Here is a 22,541-nt window from a genome sequence, read left to right as displayed (position 1 = left end):
GCCTGCGCCTGCGCTCACCCGGCAGGCAGATCGGCGATGAAGTGCGCTCCCGAGGTGTGGCCGGGATCATGGGACACCTCACCCCCGACGGCGCGGGCCAGGCGTCGCGCAAGCGGCAGCCCGAGGCCCGCGCCGTCGTGCCCGTCGTCGAGGTCGGCGCGGCGCCCGGGCTGGAAGAGGTCGGCGACGAACGCCTGAGGCACACCGGGACCGTCGTCCGTGACGTCGATGCGTACGCCGCCGGGAACGTGCCGCGCGGCCACGGTCACCCTGGAGCGGGCGTAGCGGACGGCATTGGTCAGCAGCGGGCTGACGATCCGTTCGAGCAGCGCGGGTGCGACGCCCGCCTCCAGGTCCGGATCCGGCACGTCGACGACCGTCCTCACCTGTCCCTGTGGCCCGATGCTGTCGACAAGTCGGCACAGGACGGGCGCCACGGCGGCGGCGCCGGGGGCCGCGCCGGCGTTCTGCGCCGATTCACGGGCGTCGTCGAGCAACGTGTCGCAGATGGTGCGCATGGACTGGGCGGCCTCGGTGATCGCGTCGTGGGTGGCGCGGGTCTCGGCGGCGGAGCGGGGGCGGGAACGCCACCAGTCGAGCTCGATGATGATCCGGGTGAGCGGGGTGCGCAGCTCGTGGGACAACTCGCCCGTCAGCTGCTGTTCGTGGCGCAGCACCGCGCGGATACGGTCCAGGAGGGCGTCCAGCGAGCCGCCCAGACGGGCGAGTTCGGCCGGATGCTCGGCGGCGCCGAAACGCTCGTCCGAGCCGACGGCGCTCCACTGGGTCGCCTGGTCGGTCATGGTGCGCACGGGCCGCAGCGCCCGCCCGACGGCCAGGCGGGTCAGCGCGTACGTGCACGCCAGCATGACGGCGTCGAGGATCAGCGAGCCCAGCAGCAGGCTTTCAGCGGAATTGCGGTAGGGGGCGAGATCCAGGGCCGTGACGACCGTGGCCCCGCCTCCGGTGTGACCGGGCACCGGCTGGGAGCAGAGCCGTACGAAATCGGGGCTCCGGGTCTCGATGGTCGTGCACGCCCCGTGGCTCTGCGCCGCGAGCCGGCCGGCGGCCCGGGTCAACCGGCTGTCGTCGGCCGTCGCGGGCGGCCTCTCCAGGAGGCGTGTTCCGGCGTAGATCCACACGTTCGCGTCCAGAAGACGGTCGTTGTCGGACTCCACGACCCGTACCCGGGGGCCCCTCGTGTCGACGGTGGTGGCGACCGCGGCCGCGCGGTTGTGCAGCTCGTCGTCCGCCTGATGCTGCAGATGACGGTTCATCACGATGTTGAATATGAGGGTCAGGGCGGCCATCACCAGCGCGGCGGTGGTCAGCGCCACGAGCGAGAGCCTGCCCCGCAGCGTGCGGGGCGCGAGGCCGCGCAGCAGACGGTTCACGAGAGCCGGTGTCCGATCCCGCGCGTCGTGTACAGGCGCAGCTCGCTGTGCGCCTCGCGCAGCTTGCGGCGCAGCCTGCTCAGGTACTGGTCCAGCGTGTTGTCGCTGACCTGTGCGCCGTCCGGCCAGGCGGCCCGGACCAGGTCGCGGCGGCGCACCAGGCCGCCGTTCGCCGCCACCAGCGTGGCCAGCAGCCGGAACTCGGTGGGGGAGAGGTCGACGTGGGCCTCGCCGACACTGGCCCGGTGGCGGGTCGCGTCCAGGACCAAATCTCCGCTCCTCGCGACGGCCGAGGGCGCGGTGCGTTTGAGTGTGGCCCGCAGCCGGGCGATGAGTTCGGCGAGGTGGAACGGCTTGGGCAGATAGTCGTCGCCGCCCGCGGAGAACCCGGACAGCCGGTCGGTGAGGTGGTGGCGGGCGGTCAGGAAGATGACCGGCGCGGCGAAACCGTTGGCGCGCAGCGCCTGGCAGACGTCGCGACCGTCCGCGTCGGGCAGCCCGATGTCCAGGACGACCGCGGCGATGCCGCCGGTGCCCAGCCGCAGAGCGGTGGCGCCGTCCACGGCGAGCACGGGCTCGAACCCCTCGTCCGACAGGCTGCGGCGCAGCACGTCACGCAGAGCGTGATCGTCCTCAACGACCAGGATCTTGTGACGCATGGTCCTCCGCCGGATCGAGGGTCGTGGGGGCCGTGCCCGAGAGCATCGTGGCGGGCAGCCACCGGGTCGCCGCCCACAGGCATACGGCCAGCCAGCCGGTGGCCAGCAGCCAGCCCCCGAGGACGTCGGTGAGCCAGTGCACGCCGAGGTAGACGCGGGAGAGACCGACCGCGAGGGCCCAGCATCCGATGGTGATCCGCAGCAAGGGGGTGCCGCGCGGGGCGCGCAGCGAGACCGCGGCGATCAGCAGTCCGGCGGTCATGGCGGAGGTGGTGGCGTGCCCCGAGGGGAACGCCCAGCCGCTCGCGTGCGCGGCCCAGTCGGCGCCCGCGGGACGGTGCCGGTGGACGAGGGTCATCACCCCGTAGCGCAGCGCCTGCCCCATCGCCAGACAGCCCAGGCCGAGAAGGGCGAGGGTGAGGCGGTGTCTGGCGGTGCGTCCCACCGCCAGAGCGCACAGCAGGACCAGCACGTAGGGGACGACTCCGGTCCCGGTGTCGGTCACCCCGCGGGCCACGGCCTGGGCCACCACCGGGCGGTGGCCGACCGACCAGTCCAGGAGGCCGCGGTCCGGCCACAGCGGAACGCCCTGCTTGCCCACCACCACCGCGGCGAGCACCGCGAAGGCCACCCAGGCGCCCAGGGCCACGCCGGCGGCCAGGTGTGCGGTGTCACGCCGGTTCATGCGGCCCAGGCCCCTTCCTCGAGATCTGCAGCGGAGCAGACGGTCTACAGAACTGTAGACGATCGAGAAGTGAGGGATGTTCCCGAGGGGGAGCGGCGGAACTCCGCGAGATGCGGTGGTTCGTTGCCCGAAGCCCGAAACATACCTCCTACAACCAGTAGAAAGTGCGAGGTAACCTGTGCGGAGAGGCTGAAAAGGAAGGCGGACGGTGGAATACCGAGAGGACGAGGAAGTCCGCGGGGCGTCCGGCAGAAGAGCGCGCGGCGAACTCGAGGGCGATGTGCTCGCCGCGCTCTGGGCGGTCGGCGGGCCGCTGACCGCACGTGACGTCCGGGACCGGCTGCCTGGTGATCTCGCCTACACGACCGTCCTGACCATCCTGTCCCGGCTGCACGACAAGGGCCTGCTCGTCAGGCGCCGCGAGGGCCGCGGATACGCCTACGAACCGATAAGGGACGAGGCTTCCCACACCGCCCAGCGCATGCACTCCCTGTTGCAGGGCGGCTCCGACCGCGAGGCGGTGCTGGCCCGGTTCGTCTCCGAACTGTCCGAGCGGGATGAGCACGTGCTCCAGCAGTTGCTGACCGGGCACGGTGCACCGGACGAGAGTGAGCGCGACCGCAGGAAGCGGTGAACCAGTGCTGATCAGCGTCTACATCCCCTTCATCGTCACGGCTGTCGTCGCGGTCGTCGTGCCCGCCGTGGCGCGCCGGCTGCCGCCCCGCGCGGCTGCCTGGGCCCTGGCCTGCGTCGCTGTCGTGACAGCGGTCGGCTGGGCGGGCGCGCTCGCTCTGCTGGCGTTCACCGGGGTGGCCCAGATTCCGGAGATCGCTCAGGAGGGCCGCTGGTCCGTGGCCGTGCTGCAGGCCGAGGACCCGGTCTACCTCGTCGTCGCGGCCGGCAGCGCCCTGGTGCTGGCCACAGGTGTCGTCTCCCTGGTCGTGGCCGCCGTACGGCAGGTCCGGCACCTGCTCTGGGCGCGGCGGGAGTGTGCTCGGCTGCCGGGTGACCTCGAGTTGGCCGTGGTCGACCACGGCGACCCGATGGCCTTCGCGCTTCCCGGGGCGCCGGGACGCGTCGTCGTCTCGCGGGGCATGCTGCGCTGTCTCGGCGACGTCGAACGCGACGCCCTGTTCGCGCACGAGCGGGCGCATCTGCGCGGCCGCCACCACCTCTTCCAGGCGCTGTGGCGGCTCACGGCGGCGCTGAACCCGCTGCTCCGGCCGCTGGCCACCGCGGGCGGCTTCGTGCTGGAGCGCTGGGCCGACGAGGAGGCCGCGCAGCGCGTCGGCGACCGCAAGGCCGTCGCTCACGCCGTCGGGCGTGCCGCTCTCGCCTCCGCTGCCTCCCGCCGTCCGGTACTGGCTGTCAACGGCGGATCGGTACCGCAGCGGGTACGAGCCCTGCTGGGTCCGCCGCCGGCCCGCCGCAGCCTGCCGTTCGTGGCGGGTGCCGTGCTGCTGGCGGTGTGCTGCGCGAGCCTGGTCAACGCCGCCTCCGACAGCGACCAGATGCTGGACCGGGCCCAGTCGGCGCACTTCGCGACGCACACCGCCACGGCGGGCACGCTGTCGATGGACCTTCACCGGACCGACGCCGCCCGCTCGCTCAACTGACCGGCCGGCCGGCTCGCTGACCCTTCGACACCAATGGCCCTGCTCCAGCCGCGGCCCATCTCCTACGGCATGTAGAGTGGCAACGTCTCTACGTCTTGTAGTAGGTGAGGTTGGGTCGATGACCGGAACCCGGTACGTGGCGCCACCGCGCTCCGTCCGGCCGTCGGGCGCCGCCGCGCGGTGGAAGTGGGGAGACGAGCCTTGGCTGGCGGCCGTGGCCGTCGCCTTCACGGTTGCCCAACTGGTCCTGGTGAGGCCGACGTTGGGGCTCGGCTGGGACGAGACGGTCTACATCAGCCAGGTCAGCGGGCACGCCCCGGCCGCGTTCTTCAGCGCCCCGCGAGCGCGCGGCGTCTCCCTGCTGGTGGCTCCGATCACCTCGTGGTCGTCGTCCACGACCGTGCTTCGGGTGTATCTCGCCCTGCTGTCCGGCCTGGGCATGTATCTGGCACTGCGCGCCTGGCGCGGGCTTCTCCCGGTCCGCGTACTGGCGTTGGCCGGGGCGCTGTTCGCCTCGCTGTGGGTGACGCTGTTCTACGGCCCGCAGGCGATGCCCAACCTCTGGGTCGCACTCGCCGCGCTCGCGGCGGTGGCCTGCTTCCTGCGCGCGCAGGCCGACCGCACCCGGTCCGCCCCGGTGTGGGGGCTCGCGGCAAGCGCGGCCCTGATGGCGCTGATGCGGCCGACGGACGCGCTGTGGGTGAGCCTTCCGCTGCTGGTGGCCCTCGTCGCCGTACGGCGGTGGCGGCATGGACGGCTGCTGCTCGCCCTGGCCGGAGGGCTGGCGGCGGGCGCGACCGAATGGGTGGTGGAGGCGTACGTCAGCTTCGGCGGCCTTGGCCAGAGGCTGTCCGAGGGCTCGAGCATCCAGGGCGGCCTCGGCTGGAACTACGCCGTCGGTGATCAGCTGCGCAGCCTGGGCGGCCGCACCCTGTGCCGCCCGTGCACGGGGGCGATGCCCCACCCGGCCGTGACCCTGTGGTGGTTCGTACTGCCCGTCCTGGCCGTGTTCGGCCTGGTGGTCGCCGTCCGGGCGCGCCACGCCGCGCCGGTCGCACTGCCCGGCGCCTGTGCCGTGTCGGCAGCCGTCCCGTACCTGTTCATGATCGGCTACGCGGCGCCCCGCTTCCTGCTTCCCGTCTACGCGCTGCTGTCGCTGCCGGTCGCCGTCGCGCTGGTACACCTGGTGACCGTGCCGCGCGGACGCCTGCGCCCTCTCGTCGTCGCGGCGGTCGCCGTCGGCCTCCTCGGTCACCTGGCGATCCAGGCAGTCGTGCTGGGACACGTGGTCGACCGCACGGCCGCGAGCCACGAGCGCTGGGCGCGCATCGCCGACGGCCTGCACCGCAACGGCGTACGGGCGCCATGCCTGATCACCGGAGACGACGCGACCGCGCCTCCGGTCCCGATCGCCTTCTACGCGGGCTGCGCGTCCGCCAACACCGGTGGCCACAACCAGAACACCACCGCCGCCGCCCTCGTGCGCACCGCCCGCGTGGAGCCGGTCGCCGTCCTGACCACCGCAGGCGGCAAACCGCCGTCCTACGCCCGGAGTTGGCACCCGGTCCACCTGGCCGGACGGGTGGACGCCTACATCGCCCCCGGCCCGCGGAACGGGCGAGGCGCATGAGCGCGCCCTCGCTGGCGCCCCGGCGGACGGGCCGCACCTACCTGCACACCGGCGTCTCTCTGCTGGTCCTGCTCGTCGGCGCGGTGCTGGCCGTGCGCCACCGGCAGGTCCTCGACAACGGGACGGACCATCTGGTCGTCGCGGACCGCGGCTGGTTGTTGCTGGCCGTCACAGCCGCGTGCGCGACGTGGGTGTGCGCGGCGCTGACCCAGCAGGGTGCGGTGGCCGTGGCGCTGCCCAGGGCCCGGCTGCTGGCGGCGCAGTTCTCGGCCTCCGCCGCCAACCACCTCATGCCCGCCGGCCTTGGAGCCGGCACGGTCAACTGGCGCTTCCTGACCCGCTGCGGCCTCACCCCGACCGCCACGGCGACCGCCCTCGCGCTCAAGGCGACCGCGAGCACCGTCACCAGGGTCGCGCTGATCGGCGCTCTCGTACTGGCCGGCCCCGGCCTGATCCACCTCCCGCACCTCCCGGCGGCCACCGCCCTCCTCGCGCTGCTGCCCGGTGTACTCCTGCTGCCGCCACTGCGCAGGCGCGTCGGCACGCTGGTGCGCGGGGCGGTCGCGGAAGTGCGCGCGGTGCACGCCCTCCCCGGGCGGGCATGGGCCCTGTGGGGCGGCTCGATCGCGTTCGCGGCCGCGCACGCGCTGACCGTCTACGCCGTCGCGCACGCCCTGGAACTGCCGCTCCCCGCGGCCAAGATCGCGCTGGCCTACCTCGCGGCGAGCAGCGCCGCCGTACTGCTGCCCACACCGGGCGGCCTCGGCTCCCTCGACGCCGCACTCGCCTTCGCCCTGGTCGGCGTGGGAGCCCCCGGTTCCATGGCCGTCTCGGTCGTCCTCGGCTACCGGCTGCTGACGACCTGGCTGCCGCTGGTACCCGGGCTCGTGGTACTGGCGGTTCTGGCGCGCCGCAGGATGGTGTGAGGCGGCAGGGGCGGTTCAACGGGCCTGCGCCGAGCGGCTCGTGACACAGGTCACGCCGAAGCGGGGCGCGATCTTGGAATGTGTGGTCTCCCGGCGCTGCTGCACCGTTGGTGGGCTTGCCCTGTTCGGGGGTGCGCTGGGCAATGGTGCTCGTCGCGGCCGGCCGTGGTGTCGAGTGGGAACTGGACGACTTCGGCCTCTGCTCCCTTGTTGCTCCGTTGTCCTTGGACCGCTTGCGTTGAAAGGTTCCCCCGCACCATGCCTCTGGCTCTGTTGGCCCTGGCTGTCGTCGCCTTCGGCATCGGCACGACCGAATTCGCCACGATGGGGCTGCTGCCCCAGATCGCCGACGGGGTCGGTGTGTCGGTGCCCCATGCCGGCAACCTCGTGTCGGCGTATGCGCTCGGTGTGGTGGTCGGTGCGCCCGTCCTGACCGGAATCGGTGCGCGCGTACCGCACAAGAAGCTGCTGCTGCTCCTGTCCGGTCTGTTCGTGGTCGGCAACATCGCGTCCGCGTTCGCGCCGACCTTCGGCCTGCTGTTCGCCGCACGCTTCCTGGCGGGGCTGCCGCACGGCGCGCTGTTCGGCGTCGGCGCCGTCGTCGCCTCCCGGCTGGTCGCGCCCGAGCGGGCGGCGCGCGCCGTTTCGAGGATGTTCCTCGGACTGACCGTCGCGAACATCATCGGCGTCCCCGCCGGTACCGCCCTCGGTCAGCAACTGGGCTGGCGGTCCGCCTACGGCGCCGTCGCCGTCATCGGCGTCGTGGCTCTCGCCGCGCTCGCCCTTTTCGTCCCTCACCAGCCGCGGGGCAGTCAGTCGGGCATCCGGCACGAGCTGCGCGCCATGGGCAACAAGCAGGTCGCGATCGGCCTCGCCACGGCGGTGGTGGGCTTCGGCGGCTTCTTCGCCGTCTACAGCTACCTGGTGCCGATGCTGACGCACCTGACGGGCATCTCCGACTCCTCGACCACCCTGGTCCTCGCGCTCTACGGCGTCGGCATGACGCTCGGCACGCTGATCGCGGGCCCCCTCACGGACCGCGCCCTGCGCCCCACGATGTACGCGGGCCTCGCCCTGCTCGCGGCGGGACTGGTCACGTTCTACTTCGCGGTCCACAGCACCGTCCCGGCCCTGCTGACGATCACCTTCATCGGCGCGATGGGCGCCCTCATCACCACGCCCGTGCAGATGCTGCTGATGGCCAAGGCCAAGAACGCCCCGACCATGGCCGCGGCCTCCAACCACTCGGCCTTCAACCTGGCCAACGCGGGCGGTGCCTGGCTGGGCGGACTGGCCATCTCCGCGGGCTGGGGCTGGGCTTCGCCCAACCTCGTCGGCGCCGCCCTCGCCGTGGCCGGCCTCGGCCTCGCGTTCACGGGGGGCCTCATGGACCGGGGCGGCCGGCGCTCCGAGGTGATCACTTCGTCCGCCGCGGAGGGCGCGGCGCACGCCACGTCGGACCAGGTCACGGGCCAGGTCGCCGAATCCGCACCATCCTCGGCGACGCCGGGGGATCGGGCGTAACCGGTCACCTTCGCCTATGGGCGGGCTGCGGACAGCTGTGCAAGACGGCGCCACAGCACCGCCCGTACCGTCGGCCGTAGCCGCTCGGGTCAGCCCCGCCTGCTGCTCTTGCGCGACCCGCTGGTCAGCAGAGTGCTCGGGCGGACGGTGGCTTGAGTGAGCGCCGCGGGGTTACCCGGCAGGTATGGCGAAGCTGCATCTTCCAGGGCGGAAAGTTCAGGACGACCGTGACGAGGACCCGGCCTACCGGGCGCCGTCACCGGATGAGGCGGGGCCGGACCAGCAGGTCGAAGAGGCCGCTCCGGACACCCCGACGAAACTGCCGAAGGGCGCCTGGGTCGCCGTATTCAAAGGCAGTCTGAAGGAGTTCCAGGACGACGAGCTGACGGACCGGGCCGCGGCGCTGACCTACTACTCGGTGCTGTCCCTGTTCCCGGCCCTGCTGGTGCTGGTCTCCCTGCTGGGCATCACCGGCAAGTCGGCCACCGACAAGGTGATGGAGAACGTCCAGAAACTGGCCCCCGGATCGGCCCGTGACATCATCACGCGCGCCGTCGAACAACTGCAGAACAACTCCGGGACCGGCTCCATCATGGCCATCGTGGGCATCGTGCTGGCGGTGTGGTCGGCATCCGGATATGTGGCCGCCTTCATCCGCGCCGCGAACGCCGTCTACGACATGCCGGAGGGCCGGCCGGTGTGGAAGATCCTGCCGGTGCGCGTCGGCGTGACGGTGGTGCTCATGGTGATGGCGATCGTCAGCTCGCTGATCGTCGTCTTCACCGGTGGGCTGGCCCGTCAGGCCGGGCAGACGCTCGGGATCGGGGACACCGCGCTGACCGTGTGGGCCATCGCCAAGTGGCCGGTTCTGGTGCTGCTGGTCACGGTGATGATCGCGATCCTGTACTGGGCCACCCCGAACGCCAAGGTCAAGGGCTTCAGGTGGATCACCCCGGGCAGCCTGCTGGCCCTGCTGATCTGGCTCGCCGCGTCCGCCGGGTTCGCGCTCTACGTCGCCAACTTCGCCTCGTACAACAAGACCTACGGCACCATGGCCGGCGTCATCGTCTTCCTCGTCTGGCTGTGGATCAGCAACCTGGCGATCCTGCTGGGCCTGGAGTTCGACGCGGAGACCGTGCGGCAGCGGGCCATCGCGGGCGGGCTGCCGCCCGAGGCCGAGCCCTACACCCAGCCCAGGGACACCCGGAAGTGGGATGAGGAGGACGTCCGGCGGCTGGACGACGAGGTCTGAGCCCGCACGAACGTAGAGAGGGCGCCGGCCACGGCCGGCGCCCTCTCTACCTTCGTCCGGGGGCCGCAGGGGTCAGCGCACCACGCGGTGTTTGCGTCCGCCGCGGCGGAAACGCATGGCGGCGTAGGCGAGGGCGATGAGCAGCACGAGGGCGCCGATGATCAGCAGGTAGAACAGGCCGTGCGCGGCGACCCCGATGATGCCCAGGATGACGGCCACGAGGACCAGGAACAGGAACAGGCTCATCGGCTCTCCCAGCGGCTTCGCCGCGTCGGCGGTTTCGGCGGGTGCGGCGGTTCAGCGTCGGCCGAGACGGCGTTCACCACCGGCTCCCGGCGCGTAGTCGAGTTCGTAGTGCGCGAAGATTCCCGGCTCGTCCGTGGCGGGCAACTCGCCGTCGACGTCGATCGAGGGCGCCTTCTTGACCAGGTCCTTGGGCTGGGTGATCTTGAGATAACCCGGTCCGACGGTCGCCCCGGTGAGCGGCGCGAAGACCAGACGCCGGCGGGTGGGAAGACCCACGGTCACCGTCGCGAAGAAGGGCTGGTCGGTCGCGGTGTCGACGTAGATCGCCTCCAGCACGCCGATCTTGTGACCGCGGTCGTCGACCACGGCGTGACCACGCCACTCACGGATGTCGCCAGCCTCGAACATCAGTAACCTCCACAAGAGGGGTACCCCCTGATCACGTTACTGATGTCAGGGAGAGGCCGCCCCGGCGTGGACGTCCGGCGTCCGGCGGCCCGTCGTAGGGTGAGTCCCGCACGTGACGGACGGGAGGCCGAGGTGGCCGAGACGACGACGCCGGCCGGGACGACAGTTGCCGAGGTGCTGGCCGAGCTGGCCGCGCTCGAGGACCCGAAGGCACGCGCCGTGAACGAGAAGCACGGTGACGATCACGGCGTGAACCTCACCAGGCTGCGAGCGCTCGCGAAGCGGCTGAAGACGCAGCAGGACCTCGCGCTCGGGCTCTGGACGGCGGACGACACCGCGGCGCAGCTGCTGGCACTCCTGATCTGCCGCCCTAAGGCGTTCGGGCGGGACGAGCTGGACGCCATGCTGCGCGAGGCGCGCTCGCCCAAGGTGCACGACTGGCTCGTCAACTACGTGGTGAAGAAGAGCCCGTACGCCGAAGAACTGCGGCTCGCCTGGTCGGCGGATGCGGATCCGGTGGTCGGGAGCGCCGGCTGGGCGCTCACCACGGAACGCGTGGCGAAGAAGCCCGAGGGACTCGACCTCCCGGCGCTGCTCGACGTCATCGAGACGGAGATGAAGGATGCCCCGGACCGCCTGCAGTGGGCGATGAACCACTGCCTGGCGCAGATCGGTATCGAGCACGCCGCCCACCGGGACCGCGCGATCGGCATCGGTGAGCGCCTGGAGGTGCTCAAGGACTACCCGGCGTCCCCGGGCTGCACGTCGCCGTTCGCACCCGTCTGGATCACCGAGATGGTGCGCCGGCGGCACGGCGACACCGTGGCCTGATCGGAGGGCGCCGCTACCGGCTCCGGTCCGCTGAGCGGAACGGCACGCGACACGCCCCCGTCGGCGACACCAGGCTCCTTCCTGACGGTGCGGGCACGGCCGGGACACGGCCGCCGCCCGATGTCCTTCGGAAGGGGCGACCACGTGCATCTGATGGAGATCCTCGAGTACAGGTCCGTGCCGGCGGCCGCGGTGTCGATCGGGCTCACCCGGCGCTGCCCCCTGCACTGCCGGCACTGCTCCACCGAGTCGCTGATGGACAGCGAGGAGTATCCGGCGGAGATGTTCACACGGTTCGCCGACACGTTCACCCCGGAGAGTCACCCCGACTTCGTGCTCCTTTCGGGCGGCGAGGCGCTGCTGCGCCCCACTCTCGTGCGGGCCGTCGCCGATCGGGCACGCGCCGTCGGCGCGCGTACCCACCTGCTGTCGGGACTGTTCTTCGCACGCGGGTCGCGCATCCCCGCAGCGGTGAGGAGGGCCATCGACACGGTGGACCACTTCTCCGCCAGCCTGGACGTCTTCCACGAGGAGGAGGTCTCCCGGGCGGCCGTGTTCCGGGTGCTGCACGAACTCCTGGACGCGGGCAAGGACGTGAGCCTGCAACTCGTCGGGCTCGGGCCGGACGACCCCTACCTGGCCGACATCACGGGCGCCGTGCGGCGTGAGTTCGAGGACCACGTGCCGATGCTCGTCGTACCGCTCGCCTCGGTGGGGCGCGCCCGCGAGTGGTTCGCGAGCCACCCCGGGATGCCCCTGCCGGTCACGGCCGAGCCGTGCACCCTGGCGGGCTGGCCAGTCGTCGGCTTCAACGGGCAGGTGACCGCCTGCGGCAACCAGGACGTCATGGACGGCAAGGTGCCGCTGCCCGCCCACCTCTACCTCGGTCACATCGCCCGCGACGACTGGGCCACCATCAGGCGGCGCACCCTCGAATCGCCGATGGTGCGGTCCCTGCGGACCTTCGGCCCGCGCTATCTGGCCGACCGGGTGGGCGCGGGCTGCGGCGACGCCGGTTACTGCGAGACCTGCTACACGCTCTCCAAGAGTCCCGACATCCGGCCCGGCGTGCGTGAACTCGTCCGGCGGCCGTCGACCGCGGTCGTGGAAGAACTGGTCACCCGGTCGGTGGCCGACGCCGGGGCGATGTCCTTCGCCCGCCACTTCACCGTCGAGGGCTACGCCGACCTGGTCGCCCTCGGCCACCGGACCGGTCAGGAGGGGCTCGCATGCACCGGTTGAGCCACGACGAGATCAGCCGCATCCGCACCACCCCGGGCGCCAGCGCCCTGCTGTTCATCACCGACCGGTGCCCGGTGGGCTGCGCCCACTGCTCGGTGGACTCGCGTCCCGACAGCCCCCGCATCACCGACTTCGCCCTGTTCGAGTCGATCGTCGACCAGCTCTGCCGGGACCCGGACCGCACCATGGTCGGCATCTCCGGGGGTGAACCCTTCGTCGAACGCCGGGGCCTGACCCTCGCCACCCGTCGCCTCGCCGAGGCCGGCAAGGACGTCGTCGTCTACACCAGCGGCATCTGGGCCGCCGCGCCCGACCCGCCCCGCTGGATCCACGACGTGCTGGACCGCTGCCGATGCGTGTACCTCAGCACCGACGCCTACCACGAGGCAGGCACCGGCCCCGAACGGTTCGTCAACGCCGCACGCACCGCCGGCGCCCACCAACTCCCCGTCGTCGTCCAGGTCGTGGACGAGGACGGCGGCGCCGACCGCGCCCGGGAACTGCTCACGCTCGCCTTCGGCGACACCTGGCGCCGGCATGCCGAGGTGGTGCCCACCCAGGGCCTCGCACACGGCCGCGGCGGCGGGATCTTCCACCCCGGCACCCGCCGGCCCGGCCGCACCCTGGGCACCTGCGACTCCGTCATCTCGCCGGTCGTCCGCTATGACGGACGCGTCACCGTCTGCTGCAACGAGTCCGTCGTCATGGGTGCGGGTCCCGCGCTGCTGCGCCGCGACTGCGGCTCCGGCGACGAGGTCGCGACAGCCGTGGAGGACTTCCGGCAGCACCCGTTCTACCGGGCCCTGGCGGAGGCGGGAGGCGGCCCGCTCACCTTGCACCCGAAGTTCCGAGACCTCGCGGACCGCGGCTTCTCCGACATCTGCGGCCTGTGCTGGGCCATGGCGCGCCGGGTCCGCCCGGACGAGGCGGACCCGCTGCTGCGTACGATCCCGCTGCTCGCGAAGGGGACACCCGCATGAGCCAGAACGCGTCCGGCAACAGCGCACAACTGCGAGCGAAGATCGAGCTGTTGATGCCGAACCTGTACTCCCTCTCCGCCCGGCTGTGGAACTCCCCGGACCTCCGTGAGCTCTATCCGCGCTATCTGTGCGCCCTGCACACCGCGATCCGCGCGACCGTCCCGCTCATGGAACTCGCCCTGGAACGCTCCCAACTGCTCGCCGAGAGCGACCCGGTGGCGGCCGGCACCGCCGAGTACCTCATCCGGCACATCCGTGAGGAACGCGGGCACGACGAATGGCTGCGTCAGGACCTTGCCGCGATCGGCAGCGACCCGGACGCACCGCTGCGCAGCATGCCGGGCACCGCGGTGGCCAACCTGGTCGGCGCCCAGTACTACTGGATCCGCCATCACCACCCGGTCTGCCTGCTCGGCCACATCGCCGTACTGGAGGGCTATCCGCCCTCGCCCGGCCTCACCGACATGCTGGCGGAGCGCACCGGGTTCCCCGCGGACGGTTTCCGCACCCTGCACCGGCACGCCGCGCTCGACGTACGGCATCGGGACGAACTGATGTGCACCATCGACCGGTTGCCGCTGACCGCCGAGCACCGTTCGGCCCTCGGCGTGAGCGCCCTGCACACGCTGCGCGCGACAGCCGAGCTGTTCGAGGACATCCTCGCCCCCGTCCCTGCGTCCCAGCCGGCCTGAACCGCCGAGCGGCCCGGAGGTGGTCATGCGGAGCACCGGAGCCCTCGCCGTGCTGACGCACCGTCAGTTCCGGCTGCTCTTCGGCGGACAGACACTGTCCGGATTCGGGGACTGGATCGACTACGTGGCCCTGGTCTCGCTCGTCGCCTACCAGTGGCGGGACGGCGCCGGCGGACTCGCCGCGGTCGCGGTCGCCGCCGCCGTGCCGTGGCTGGTGGTCGCCCCGATCGCCGGGGTCTGGGCGGACCGGCTGCCGCAGAAGGCCACGATGATCGGATGCGACCTGGTCCGGGCCGGCCTGGTGGCCTGCTACCTCGTCGCACCCAACCTGCCGGTGCTGCTCGCCCTGCTCGCCGCGAAGACCGCCGTCGGCACCCTGTTCACCCCGGCCCAGCAGTCGGCGCTCAAGAGCACGGTGCCCGAAGAGTCATTGCTGGCCGCCATCTCCCTGAACACGTTCGCGACCCAGACCACCAAGATCGCCGGACCTGCCCTGGGCGGCGTCGTCCTGGCGCTGTCCGGTCCGCACGGCGCCTTCGCCGCCGACGCGGCGACCTTCGTCCTCTCCGCGCTCATCCTGTCCCGGCTGAGGTTGAAGGCCCGTACGGCACAAGCGAGTTCACAGCCGGCGGGCACCTGGTACGGGCGGTTGCTCCGGGAACTCCGCGAAGGTCTCGCCTTCGTACGCGCCAGCCGCACCCTGCGGATCGCCGTCGCCGGCCTGTCCGCCACCGTCTTCCTTGTCCTGATGTTCGACACGCTCTCCCCGCTGCTCCTGCTCGACCTGGGCATTCCGCGCTCGTTCTACGGCGTTGTCGTCGCCTCGGTCGCCGTGGGCGCGGCGGTGGGAAGCGTGCTCGTCGCCCGGCTCGGGCGCGACCACAACCCCTTCGTGATCCTGGGCGCCTCACAGGCGGCGACCGGGACGCTGGTGGCCGCCGTCGGGGCGGCGGCCACCAGCGGCGTAAGGGCCCCGGCACTGTCCTGGCTCCCGGTCACCGTGGGAATCGGGCTGTGCTCGGCCGGGATCCTCGTGGTCTTCGGCTACCTCGTCCAGCGCGCCACACCTCAGGAACTCATCGGCCGGGTCGGCACCGTGGCCCTCGTCGTTCCCACGGCCCTCCAGCTCGCCGCCCCGCTCGCCGGTGCCGCAGTGGCCGCACGGGTCGGCATCGGCTGGGTCCTGACCGGCGCCGGTGCCGGGCTCGCCCTGCTCGGCGCGGCCTGCCTGTGGCGCCACCCCGAGGACGAGCCGAGCGAGGAACCCCGTCCCCAGGGCCGAGTGCCCGCCCCCGCGGAGCCCGCGTCCGAGGGCTCCCCCTCATGACCTGGGCCGTGCCGGCCGGCACGGCTCCGGAGCAGAACAGTCCCGTCGAGAAAGGCGAACCACCATGTCGTTCAACGCTGTTCAGGCACTGACGGAGAAGGGGCACGACCTCGGACACGCCACCGAGGCGCAGCTGAGCGTGATCGCGACGCTGTCCGAGGCCGAGGTGGCCGTCCTCAACTCCGTCAAGGAGCGCATCGAGGGCGAGGTCACCGCCCATGTGGAGGAGCCCACCGGAGTCATCGTCTGGTAGAAGGCGCCCTCCCCGCGCGACCTGGGCCGCGCCGCCCGGTGCGGCTCCGTAGGCACAACTCATCCAGTCCGCATGCACCACGCATCCAGGAGGAAACCATCATGTCGTTCAACGCCGTTCAGGCACTCACCGCCAAGGGACACGACCTCGACCACGCCACCGAGGCGCAGCTGAGCGTGATCGCGACGCTGTCCGAGGCCGAGGTGGCCGTCCTCAACTCCGTCAAGGACCGCATCGAGGGCGAGGTCACCGCCCACGTGGAGGGCGTCGCCACCGGTGTGATCGTCTGGTAGTGGAGGCGAACGCATCCGCCGTAAGCCGCGCCGCCCACACGGCGGCGCGGCCCGGCCTGTCCTGGCGAGCCACCGATCTCACCGAGGCGGAGCAGTCCCTGCCGAGCACATGGCCCCACACGATCCGGCCGCCCTGGGAAGAGGGGGGTACGGGGGCGGGCGTGCGCGTCTGCGTCATGGACAGCGGGGTCGAGCCGGACCATCCGCTGGTGGGCCCGCTCTCCGCCGCGCATGCCGTGACTCCCGGTCCGGACGGCCGACTCCGCGTCGTCACCGACGAGTCGGGCGACGCCTACGGCCACGGCACCGCGTGCGCCGGTGTCATCCGGTCGCTGGCGCCCGAATGCTCCCTGGTGAGCCTGCGGGTGCTCGGCGCCGGCTTCTCCTGCACCGGACAGACCCTGCTCACCGGGCTGCGCTGGGCGGTGGACCAGGGCTTCGACATCGTCAACATCAGCTTGTCCACGACCAAACGGGAGCTGCGGGACGAACTGCACGATCTCGCGGACCGGGCCTGCTTCGGCGGCACCCTGCTGGTCGCCGCGGCCAACAACCGCCGTATCGAGAGCTTTCCCTGGCGGTTCGCCTCGGTCATGTCGGCCGGCAGCCACGCCCTGTCCGACCCGCGACACCTGCTCTACAACCCCCGGCCTCCGGTCGAGTTCTACGCCCGCGGCACGGACGTGCCCGCCCCCTGGCCGGGTGGCGGCACCCGCCTCTGCAGCGGCAACAGTTTCGCGGCGGCGCACCTGACGGGCCTGTGCGCACTGATCCTCTCCCGCTACCCGGGTCTCGCTCCGTTCCAGGTCAGGAGCATGCTGCACCTCTTGGCCGCGAACGTGAGCCCTGACCGGGAGCCGGCTCGGTGAACGAGGCCGGGGCGCCGTTGGTACCAGCTGGTACCATCCAGGCATGGCGAAGACTCAGAGGGGCTGGCGCGTCGACGACGAGATCGCCGAGCTGGCGACGGCCCGGGCCAAGGACCGTGGCATGAGCGTCAGCGACTACATCGCCGCTCTCGTGCGCGAGGACGTCGACGGACTGCGGAAGCGCGGCCTGGATGCGGCACGGCGGTTCCTGGACGAGCACCAGGACGTCTTCGACGAGGCCGAGGAGGCCGACCGCCGCTCCTCGGGGGCGCACGCCGCGTAATGGATCTGTACATCGACGTTCCGTGGATCCTTCAGGTCGCGGAGGCGGCAGGGGCGGGGGATCCGGCGCCCGACGACTACGGCGTGCCGGTGGCCGCGATCGCCTGCCACCGTGCCGAACTGCTCGAAACCCCCGTCTACGACGGCGCCTACGCGCGGGCGGCCGCGCTGGTGCACATCCTCGGGCGCTGCCGCTGGCTCGAGCGATCCAACATGGCCGTGGCCGCCGCGACCGGCGTGATGTACCTGGAAGCGTCCGGAATCCCGGTCAAGCCCACCCGCGACGACGCCGTCACCCTCCGCGACCTGCTGCGGGATGCCTCGTGCACCGCCGCGAGGATCGCCGCCCTGATGCGGTCCTGGCCCCTGACCGGCTGAGCAGGACCGGCCACCGGTCGAGGGTGCCGTGGTGTGATGGCGGCCGGCACCGCGCCCAGACCTGCCCCGCCCGCGCGGCGCCGCTCACCTGGGCCAGGAGCTCCGCGTCCCCGGGTCTCCCGGCGGCAGCGCGCCCGCGCGGCAGAGGGAGCGTGACCACATCATCTGCTTCGCCGCACTGTTCTTGTCCACGGCAGAACTCGACGCCGGGTGCGGAGAATCCCGTCTGGCCTGCGCCCGAGCCCCGTCCGACGCGCCCGCCAGGGCCGTCTCGGCCGCCGAGGGCCGAATCGCGGGGTGTCGCCGGACAGCCGCATCGTTCTAGGCTGCCGGAAGGGAGGGACCACGCCTTCCTTGCCCCCAGTCCTCGGGCAGCCAGCAGTGACCCGCATCTTCGGGTGGCCGGAGCCCACCTCGTCCCGCGCTTGAGCCTTCAGCGGGCCCCGGCCTTCGTCCCCGCGGCTGCTTTCGAGCTGGGGCCTACTCCCGCAGGCCCCGGAGCCGTAAGGACGTTCCCGCGCGGGGTCCTCGCGCCAGGGGACGGCGCGAGCCCTCGCGCACAGCGGCCGCCGCCATCGCCGACATCAGGCGGCGGCCGCTGTTAAGCCTTCCCAGGGATCGGGCCGTAAGCACATTCGCCGTCAAAAGTGGCTCAAGACAGTGGGATTCGAAGGTGTGCGGCCGTCCAGGTATCCAACAGGCAGCCAGTCAGCGCAAGTTGGTGGGCATCTCCTCGGTCGGTCGAACCTGTTCGGTACCGACTCCCTGCTCCGCGACATCCGCTTCGACGCCCACGACCGCACATCGACGGCGGCCCTCCGGTCAGTGCCGCTCCGGATCGAACTCCAGCACCTGCGTGAGCCGGATGTTGTTGCCCGACGGGTCCCGGAAGGACGTGTCGATGCCGTACGGCTGCGTCGTGGGCGGGTCGTTGAACTCGACGCCGCGGGCGGACAACTCGTCGTAGGCGGCCTTGCAGTCGTCGGTCTCCAGGAAAAGGGTGCCGCCCGCACCCTTGGCCACGAGGTCCGAGAGCTGGGCGCTGCCCGCCTCATCCAGCATCGGCCGGCCCGGCACGGGCATCAGGACCAGTGCCGGGCCGTCCCCGGGCGGGGCGACGCACAGCCAGCGGAAGCTCCATGCCTCCATCGTCACGTCCGCCCTGACCTCCCAGCCGAGCTTGGTGGTGTAGAAGGCGAGTGCCTCGTCCTGGTCGTGCACCCAGAACTGTGCGTTGGCGATCTTGATGGTGGTCATGGCCGCTCCTTGCTCGGTTGCCTGGGAACGACGCTAGGCAGCCGGCGAGGTCGTGTCTTCTCGAAACGTGCGGTTCTGCGGCCGCGCGTAGGCCATCGCCACACAGCGGGGGACGCGCACATGGCGTGCGGCGGGCGGATGGGCCGCCCGGTAGGCCTGCGGGGTCATCCCGTACATCCGCCGGAAACTCGTGGTGAACGAGCCGATGCTCCGTGCACCGACGGCGACCCCGATCGCGGCCACCGTCCAGTCGGTCGCCAGCAGCAGGGACGCGGCCCGCTCCAGGCGGCGGGTCAGCAGGTACTGGTGCGGGGACTCGCCGAACGCGGCCTTGAAGCTCCGGCTGAAATGGGCCGGGGACAGCGCTGCGGCCGCGGCCATGTCGGCCACGGTGAGTGCGTCGCCGTAGCGGGCGTCCGCGAGATCCTTGGCGCGGAGCAGATGACGGGCGATCGGTACCTGGGCCACGAGACCCATTGTGAGGCCATCGGTTCTCGTGTGCTGTCCTCGTGCCAGGGTGTCCGTGTCGAACCGGACCGGCGCTGCTTCGAACGCGGCTCCGCTCACGGCGGGGTGCCGGCGGGCAGGTCCAGGCGGAGCTCGTAGCCGCCGTCGGTGGTCGGACCGGAGGTCACCGTGCCGCCGTGCAGTTCGGCGCGCTGCCGCAGGCCGACGAGGCCGTGCTGCGCGCCGGGCAGTCGGAGCGCGGGGCGGGTGGGTGCGGTGTTGGTGACGGTGGTCCTGAGGGTGCCGTCGCGGTGGTGGATGCGGACGGTGGCGGTGGCGCCGGGCGCGTGTTTGCGGACGTTGGTCAGCGCCTCCTGGACCGTGCGGTAGACCGCGCGCTGCAAGGTGGGCGGAAGGTTGTCCGGCAGGACCGTCTCCAGCTGGGTCTCGATGCCGCTGGACGCGACGAGTTGGTCCAGGTCGGCGAGCGAGGGCTGGGGCGTGAGCTCGGTGGGGCGGCTTCCCGAGTCGCGCAACACCCCGACCATGTGCCGCAGTTCCTCCAGTGTCTGCACGCTGAGCCGGCGGATCGTGGCCCCGGTCGATCTCGCTTCCGCGTCGGGGCTGCCCACCTGGAGCGCTCCTGCCTGCACGGCGATGAGGCTGACCTTGTGGGAGACGACGTCGTGCATCTCCCGGGCGAGTTGCGCACGTTCCTTGGCCAAGGCGGCCTGCGCGGTGAGGAGTTCTCCCTGCTCGCGTGCCTCGGAGATCTCTGCGAGCCGGAGGGACAGTTCACGCCGGGCCTGGACGAGCTGGCCGAGGAAGACGGGCGCGGCGGCGGTGGCGAAGGTGTAGGTGAGGTGGACGAGGCTGTAGGTGTCGGAGAGTTCGCCGACCTTCAGTTCGCTCCACGGCCAGGGCAGGAAGTCGCAGACGGCGAAGGTCACGGCGCAGCCGGCCAGTACGCCTCGGCGGCGGTTGAACGAGGAGAGCGTGTACAGCGCGATCAGCGTGGCGAGAGCCGCGTCGCCGACCAGGGCGGTGGGGAGCGTAAGGACGAAGGTCGTCAGCGGCAGGTGGCGGCGCAGGACGAGGGCCAGGGCGGCGAGAAGGCCCAAGGCGATGGCCAGACGGTCCTCGCCCTCGGCGTTGACCCACAGGTCCATCAGGGAGGCGATGACCAGCACCGCGTCCATCAGCAGGGCGGGCGGCCGTCGGGGGTTCACCGCGCGCCTCCGCCCTCGGACGGCGGCCTGAGCAGTCCGGCGCGCTCGGCGACCAGCGCGGCCTGGACGCGGTTGTCGACGTGCAACTTCTCGAAGACGGCGCTGACATGGCCCTTCACCGTGCCCGTACTCAGGTGCATCCGGTCACCGATGTCGGTGTTGGACAGCCCCTCGGCCATCAGCGCGAGGACGGCACACTCACGCGCGCTCAGTCGCGCCACGAGACGGACGGCGTAGGTCTCGCGTACGCCATGGCTGAGGAAGCCGTCCACCACCGTGCGGGTGACCTGCGACGACAGTACGGTGCCGCCCTCCGCCAATGTGCGGAGCAGGAACGGAAGTTGTTCGGGATCGGTGTCCTTGAGCAGGAAGCCGGCGGCGCCCGAACGCAGCGCCGCCTCGACGTACTCGTCGGTGTCGAACGTCGTCAGCATGGCCACCACCGGTGGATCCGGCAATCGGCGGAGCTCGGCCAGGACGGTCAGCCCGTCCACGTCGGGCATCCGGATGTCGAGCAGGACGACATCGGGACACAACTCCCGTACGGCATGGACGGCTTGGCCGCCGGGTACCGCCGCCACGGCTCGGATGTCGTCCGAGGCGTTCAGGATGTGGGTGAAGCCCGTGCGGACGAGGGCCTCGTCGTCGACCACCAGTACACGGATCACGCGCGCTCCGCTCGTCGGTTGCCCGCCCTTCGATGGGTATCACGCACAGGCGTGCCCGTCTGCCGGGTGCGGTCCGGCTCCGGACGGTCGTCGAGAGGGACCGGCCGGTCGGCCGGTTCGGTTCCGTCCGGTCGGCGGGTGGGGTTCGGAAGCCTGCCGGGTGGGCTGTGCCGTACGAGCGGCGAACCCTGGAGCCATGACCAACGACGCGTCCCCGGTTGCGCCCCCAGCCGTGAAGTCCGAGCGGCCACCGCACGCCCCGACCACCGGCCGGCTGATCGGCATCGACCTGGCCCGCGGACTCGCGGTCCTCGGCATGTACTCCGCGCACGTCGGCCCCGATGTCACGGTCGGCGGTCCCGTCGGCTTCCTGCTGGAGACGGCGCGCGGCCGCTCCTCCGCCCTGTTCGCGCTGCTGGCGGGCTTCTCGCTGATCATCATCACGGGCCGGCCGCGGCCCCGGACCGGACGCGCCGGGCGGCAGGCGGTGGCGAGGATCGTGCTCAGGGCGACGGTCCTCATCGTCCTCGGCTACGCCCTCACGGCCCTGGACACCGAGGTCGAGGTGATCCTCAGCTTCTACGGCGTCCTCTTCCTGGCCGGCCTCCCGCTGTACCGCCTGCGCGCCGCGACGCTCGCCCTCATCGCCGCCGCCGGCGCACTGATCCTTCCCCAGGTCCTCTACGCCGTACGGATCTCGATCGAGGACGGATCGTGGGCGGACACCTTCATCGCCCGTGATCCGCTGGCCCGGATCACCGGCACGGACGGCGTCGTGGAGCTGCTGTTCACCGGCGCGTACCCGGTCCTGACCTGGGCTCCGTTCCTCATCGCGGGCATGGCGGTGGCCCGGCTCGACCTCACCCGGCCCGGCATCCGCTCCCGCCTCGCCCTGACCGGCGGAGCGCTCGCGGTCCTCGGCTACGGCGGCTCCTGGCTGGCCCTGCGCCTCGTCCCGCACGCGCTCACCACCATCTCGGCGGCCACGGACGGCGGTTCGGCGTCGTCGGCCTGGTGGTCCGACATCGTGGGCGAACCGCAGAACGGCACACCCCTCGACTGGCTGCTGGTCGCCGCACCACACAGCCAGACCACCTTCTCCATCCTCGGCAACACGGGCGTGGCCCTCGCCGTGGTGGCCGCCTGCCTGACCGTCGCTGCCCGGCTGCCGCGCCTCACCCGCCTGGCCACCCCGGTCTCCGCGGTCGGCACGATGGGGCTGACCGCCTACGTCCTGCACATCCTCGCGCTCTGGCTCCTGGTCGACGTCTGGCACCTGGCGGTCGTCGACGCCGACACGATGTCTGCGCTGCCGGTGCTGCTGGGCTTCATCGCGGCCGCCGTGCTGCTGGCGCTCGTATGGACCCGCCACTTCCGCCGGGGCCCCTTCGAGTACCTGCTCCACGTCACGACGCGGCCCGCGCGGTTCGTGAAGTAGCTCCGGCGCTCTCTC

26 protein-coding genes are annotated in these 22,541 nt (G+C 71.8%); 17 read left to right on the top strand and 9 right to left on the bottom strand.

Going from position 1 to position 22,541, the window contains the following annotated elements; genetic code table 11:
• Positions 1-14: 14 nt before the first annotated feature.
• From ACIBN2_RS29345 to ACIBN2_RS29335, 3 genes are read right to left on the bottom strand one after another with little or no spacing between them, the layout of a single operon-like run.
• Positions 15-1,394 (bottom strand): sensor histidine kinase, encoded by a 1,380-nt coding sequence (locus tag ACIBN2_RS29345; RefSeq protein WP_399138723.1) that lies wholly within the window; start codon positions 1,392-1,394, stop codon positions 15-17.
• On the bottom strand, positions 1,391-2,053 hold the full coding sequence (locus ACIBN2_RS29340; protein ID WP_399138721.1) for a response regulator transcription factor: 663 nt from the start codon (positions 2,051-2,053) through the stop codon (positions 1,391-1,393). The genes ACIBN2_RS29345 and ACIBN2_RS29340 overlap by 4 nt, the downstream gene beginning before the upstream one ends.
• Complete coding sequence (locus ACIBN2_RS29335; protein WP_399138719.1) at positions 2,028-2,738, bottom strand: phosphatase PAP2 family protein; 711 nt, start codon at positions 2,736-2,738, stop codon at positions 2,028-2,030. Before ACIBN2_RS29335 ends, ACIBN2_RS29340 begins: the two co-directional genes overlap by 26 nt.
• 208 nt (positions 2,739-2,946) lie before the next feature.
• On the opposite strand from ACIBN2_RS29335, the gene ACIBN2_RS29330 reads away from it, so the two are divergent.
• The 6 genes from ACIBN2_RS29330 to ACIBN2_RS29305 all read left to right on the top strand — a co-directional run bounded on the left by ACIBN2_RS29330 (position 2,947) and on the right by ACIBN2_RS29305 (position 9,686).
• Positions 2,947-3,372, top strand: a complete 426-nt coding sequence (locus tag ACIBN2_RS29330) for a BlaI/MecI/CopY family transcriptional regulator (protein ID WP_399138717.1) — start codon at positions 2,947-2,949, stop codon at positions 3,370-3,372.
• Between the two features lie 4 nt (positions 3,373-3,376).
• Entirely contained in the window at positions 3,377-4,354 is a 978-nt protein-coding gene (locus tag ACIBN2_RS29325; RefSeq protein ID WP_399138716.1) for a M56 family metallopeptidase, read from the top strand.
• A 118-nt stretch (positions 4,355-4,472) separates the two neighbouring features.
• On the top strand, positions 4,473-5,984 hold the full coding sequence (locus tag ACIBN2_RS29320; RefSeq protein ID WP_399138715.1) for a hypothetical protein: 1,512 nt from the start codon (positions 4,473-4,475) through the stop codon (positions 5,982-5,984).
• Positions 5,981-6,910: a YbhN family protein gene (locus tag ACIBN2_RS29315; protein ID WP_399138714.1), complete on the top strand. Its 930-nt coding sequence runs from the start codon at positions 5,981-5,983 to the stop codon at positions 6,908-6,910. Before ACIBN2_RS29320 ends, ACIBN2_RS29315 begins: the two co-directional genes overlap by 4 nt.
• Positions 6,911-7,168: 258 nt before the next feature.
• Positions 7,169-8,434, top strand: coding sequence for an MFS transporter (locus ACIBN2_RS29310; RefSeq protein ID WP_399138712.1), 1,266 nt, complete (start codon positions 7,169-7,171; stop codon positions 8,432-8,434).
• Positions 8,435-8,618: 184 nt separating this feature from the next.
• Positions 8,619-9,686, top strand: coding sequence for a YihY/virulence factor BrkB family protein (locus tag ACIBN2_RS29305; RefSeq protein WP_399138710.1), 1,068 nt, complete (start codon positions 8,619-8,621; stop codon positions 9,684-9,686).
• A 72-nt stretch (positions 9,687-9,758) separates the two neighbouring features.
• Here the strand turns inward: ACIBN2_RS29305 and ACIBN2_RS29300 are convergent, their stop codons facing one another.
• Complete coding sequence (locus ACIBN2_RS29300) at positions 9,759-9,932, bottom strand: hypothetical protein (RefSeq protein ID WP_399138708.1); 174 nt, start codon at positions 9,930-9,932, stop codon at positions 9,759-9,761.
• A 51-nt stretch (positions 9,933-9,983) separates the two neighbouring features.
• Positions 9,984-10,340, bottom strand: a complete 357-nt coding sequence (locus ACIBN2_RS29295; protein ID WP_399138707.1) for a PRC-barrel domain-containing protein — start codon at positions 10,338-10,340, stop codon at positions 9,984-9,986.
• Positions 10,341-10,439: 99 nt separating this feature from the next.
• On the opposite strand from ACIBN2_RS29295, the gene ACIBN2_RS29290 reads away from it, so the two are divergent.
• The 10 genes from ACIBN2_RS29290 (at position 10,440) to ACIBN2_RS29245 (ending at position 17,487) form a co-directional block, all read left to right on the top strand.
• The gene (locus tag ACIBN2_RS29290) at positions 10,440-11,171 is read left to right on the top strand and encodes a DNA alkylation repair protein (RefSeq protein ID WP_399138705.1); all 732 of its coding nucleotides are present in this window, start codon (positions 10,440-10,442) and stop codon (positions 11,169-11,171) included.
• 153 nt (positions 11,172-11,324) lie between these two features.
• Entirely contained in the window at positions 11,325-12,413 is a 1,089-nt protein-coding gene (locus ACIBN2_RS29285) for a radical SAM protein (RefSeq protein ID WP_399138987.1), read from the top strand.
• Entirely contained in the window at positions 12,401-13,393 is a 993-nt protein-coding gene (locus ACIBN2_RS29280) for a radical SAM protein (protein ID WP_399138703.1), read from the top strand. Before ACIBN2_RS29285 ends, ACIBN2_RS29280 begins: the two co-directional genes overlap by 13 nt.
• A complete protein-coding gene (locus ACIBN2_RS29275) occupies positions 13,390-14,085 on the top strand; it encodes an iron-containing redox enzyme family protein (protein ID WP_399138701.1) in 696 nt (231 codons plus the stop codon). Before ACIBN2_RS29280 ends, ACIBN2_RS29275 begins: the two co-directional genes overlap by 4 nt.
• Before the next feature lie 25 nt (positions 14,086-14,110).
• On the top strand, positions 14,111-15,412 hold the full coding sequence (locus ACIBN2_RS29270; RefSeq protein ID WP_399138699.1) for an MFS transporter: 1,302 nt from the start codon (positions 14,111-14,113) through the stop codon (positions 15,410-15,412).
• Positions 15,413-15,476: 64 nt separating this feature from the next.
• Complete coding sequence (locus tag ACIBN2_RS29265) at positions 15,477-15,665, top strand: aroma-sacti cluster domain-containing protein (RefSeq protein ID WP_384254494.1); 189 nt, start codon at positions 15,477-15,479, stop codon at positions 15,663-15,665.
• A gap of 101 nt (positions 15,666-15,766) precedes the next feature.
• Positions 15,767-15,958, top strand: a complete 192-nt coding sequence (locus ACIBN2_RS29260) for an aroma-sacti cluster domain-containing protein (protein ID WP_399138697.1) — start codon at positions 15,767-15,769, stop codon at positions 15,956-15,958.
• A 98-nt stretch (positions 15,959-16,056) separates the two neighbouring features.
• Positions 16,057-16,827, top strand: coding sequence for a S8 family peptidase (locus ACIBN2_RS29255; protein ID WP_399138985.1), 771 nt, complete (start codon positions 16,057-16,059; stop codon positions 16,825-16,827).
• 43 nt (positions 16,828-16,870) lie between these two features.
• Complete coding sequence (locus ACIBN2_RS29250) at positions 16,871-17,110, top strand: hypothetical protein (protein ID WP_399138695.1); 240 nt, start codon at positions 16,871-16,873, stop codon at positions 17,108-17,110.
• On the top strand, positions 17,110-17,487 hold the full coding sequence (locus tag ACIBN2_RS29245) for a fic family toxin-antitoxin system, toxin component (RefSeq protein ID WP_399138693.1): 378 nt from the start codon (positions 17,110-17,112) through the stop codon (positions 17,485-17,487). The genes ACIBN2_RS29250 and ACIBN2_RS29245 overlap by 1 nt, the downstream gene beginning before the upstream one ends.
• A gap of 822 nt (positions 17,488-18,309) precedes the next feature.
• Here the strand turns inward: ACIBN2_RS29245 and ACIBN2_RS29240 are convergent.
• The 4 genes from ACIBN2_RS29240 to ACIBN2_RS29225 all read right to left on the bottom strand — a co-directional run bounded on the left by ACIBN2_RS29240 (position 18,310) and on the right by ACIBN2_RS29225 (position 21,088).
• Positions 18,310-18,744 (bottom strand): VOC family protein, encoded by a 435-nt coding sequence (locus ACIBN2_RS29240; RefSeq protein WP_399138691.1) that lies wholly within the window; start codon positions 18,742-18,744, stop codon positions 18,310-18,312.
• Positions 18,745-18,777: 33 nt separating this feature from the next.
• Positions 18,778-19,221 carry a helix-turn-helix transcriptional regulator gene (locus ACIBN2_RS29235; protein WP_399138689.1) on the bottom strand — a complete coding sequence of 148 codons (444 nt, stop codon included), beginning with the start codon at positions 19,219-19,221 and terminating at the stop codon, positions 18,778-18,780.
• An 86-nt stretch (positions 19,222-19,307) separates the two neighbouring features.
• Complete coding sequence (locus ACIBN2_RS29230; protein WP_399138983.1) at positions 19,308-20,390, bottom strand: sensor histidine kinase; 1,083 nt, start codon at positions 20,388-20,390, stop codon at positions 19,308-19,310.
• A 26-nt stretch (positions 20,391-20,416) separates the two neighbouring features.
• The gene (locus tag ACIBN2_RS29225) at positions 20,417-21,088 is read right to left on the bottom strand and encodes a response regulator (RefSeq protein WP_399138687.1); all 672 of its coding nucleotides are present in this window, start codon (positions 21,086-21,088) and stop codon (positions 20,417-20,419) included.
• Between the two features lie 196 nt (positions 21,089-21,284).
• Between ACIBN2_RS29225 and ACIBN2_RS29220 the strand changes: the two genes are divergently transcribed.
• Positions 21,285-22,526 carry a DUF418 domain-containing protein gene (locus ACIBN2_RS29220; RefSeq protein WP_399138685.1) on the top strand — a complete coding sequence of 414 codons (1,242 nt, stop codon included), beginning with the start codon at positions 21,285-21,287 and terminating at the stop codon, positions 22,524-22,526.
• Positions 22,527-22,541 lie beyond the last annotated feature (15 nt).

The sequence above is a fragment of the Streptomyces sp. NPDC050534 genome, from assembly GCF_044457745.1.
Classification (GTDB): domain Bacteria; phylum Actinomycetota; class Actinomycetes; order Streptomycetales; family Streptomycetaceae; genus Streptomyces.
This window is presented reverse-complemented; position numbering and strand designations above follow the sequence as displayed.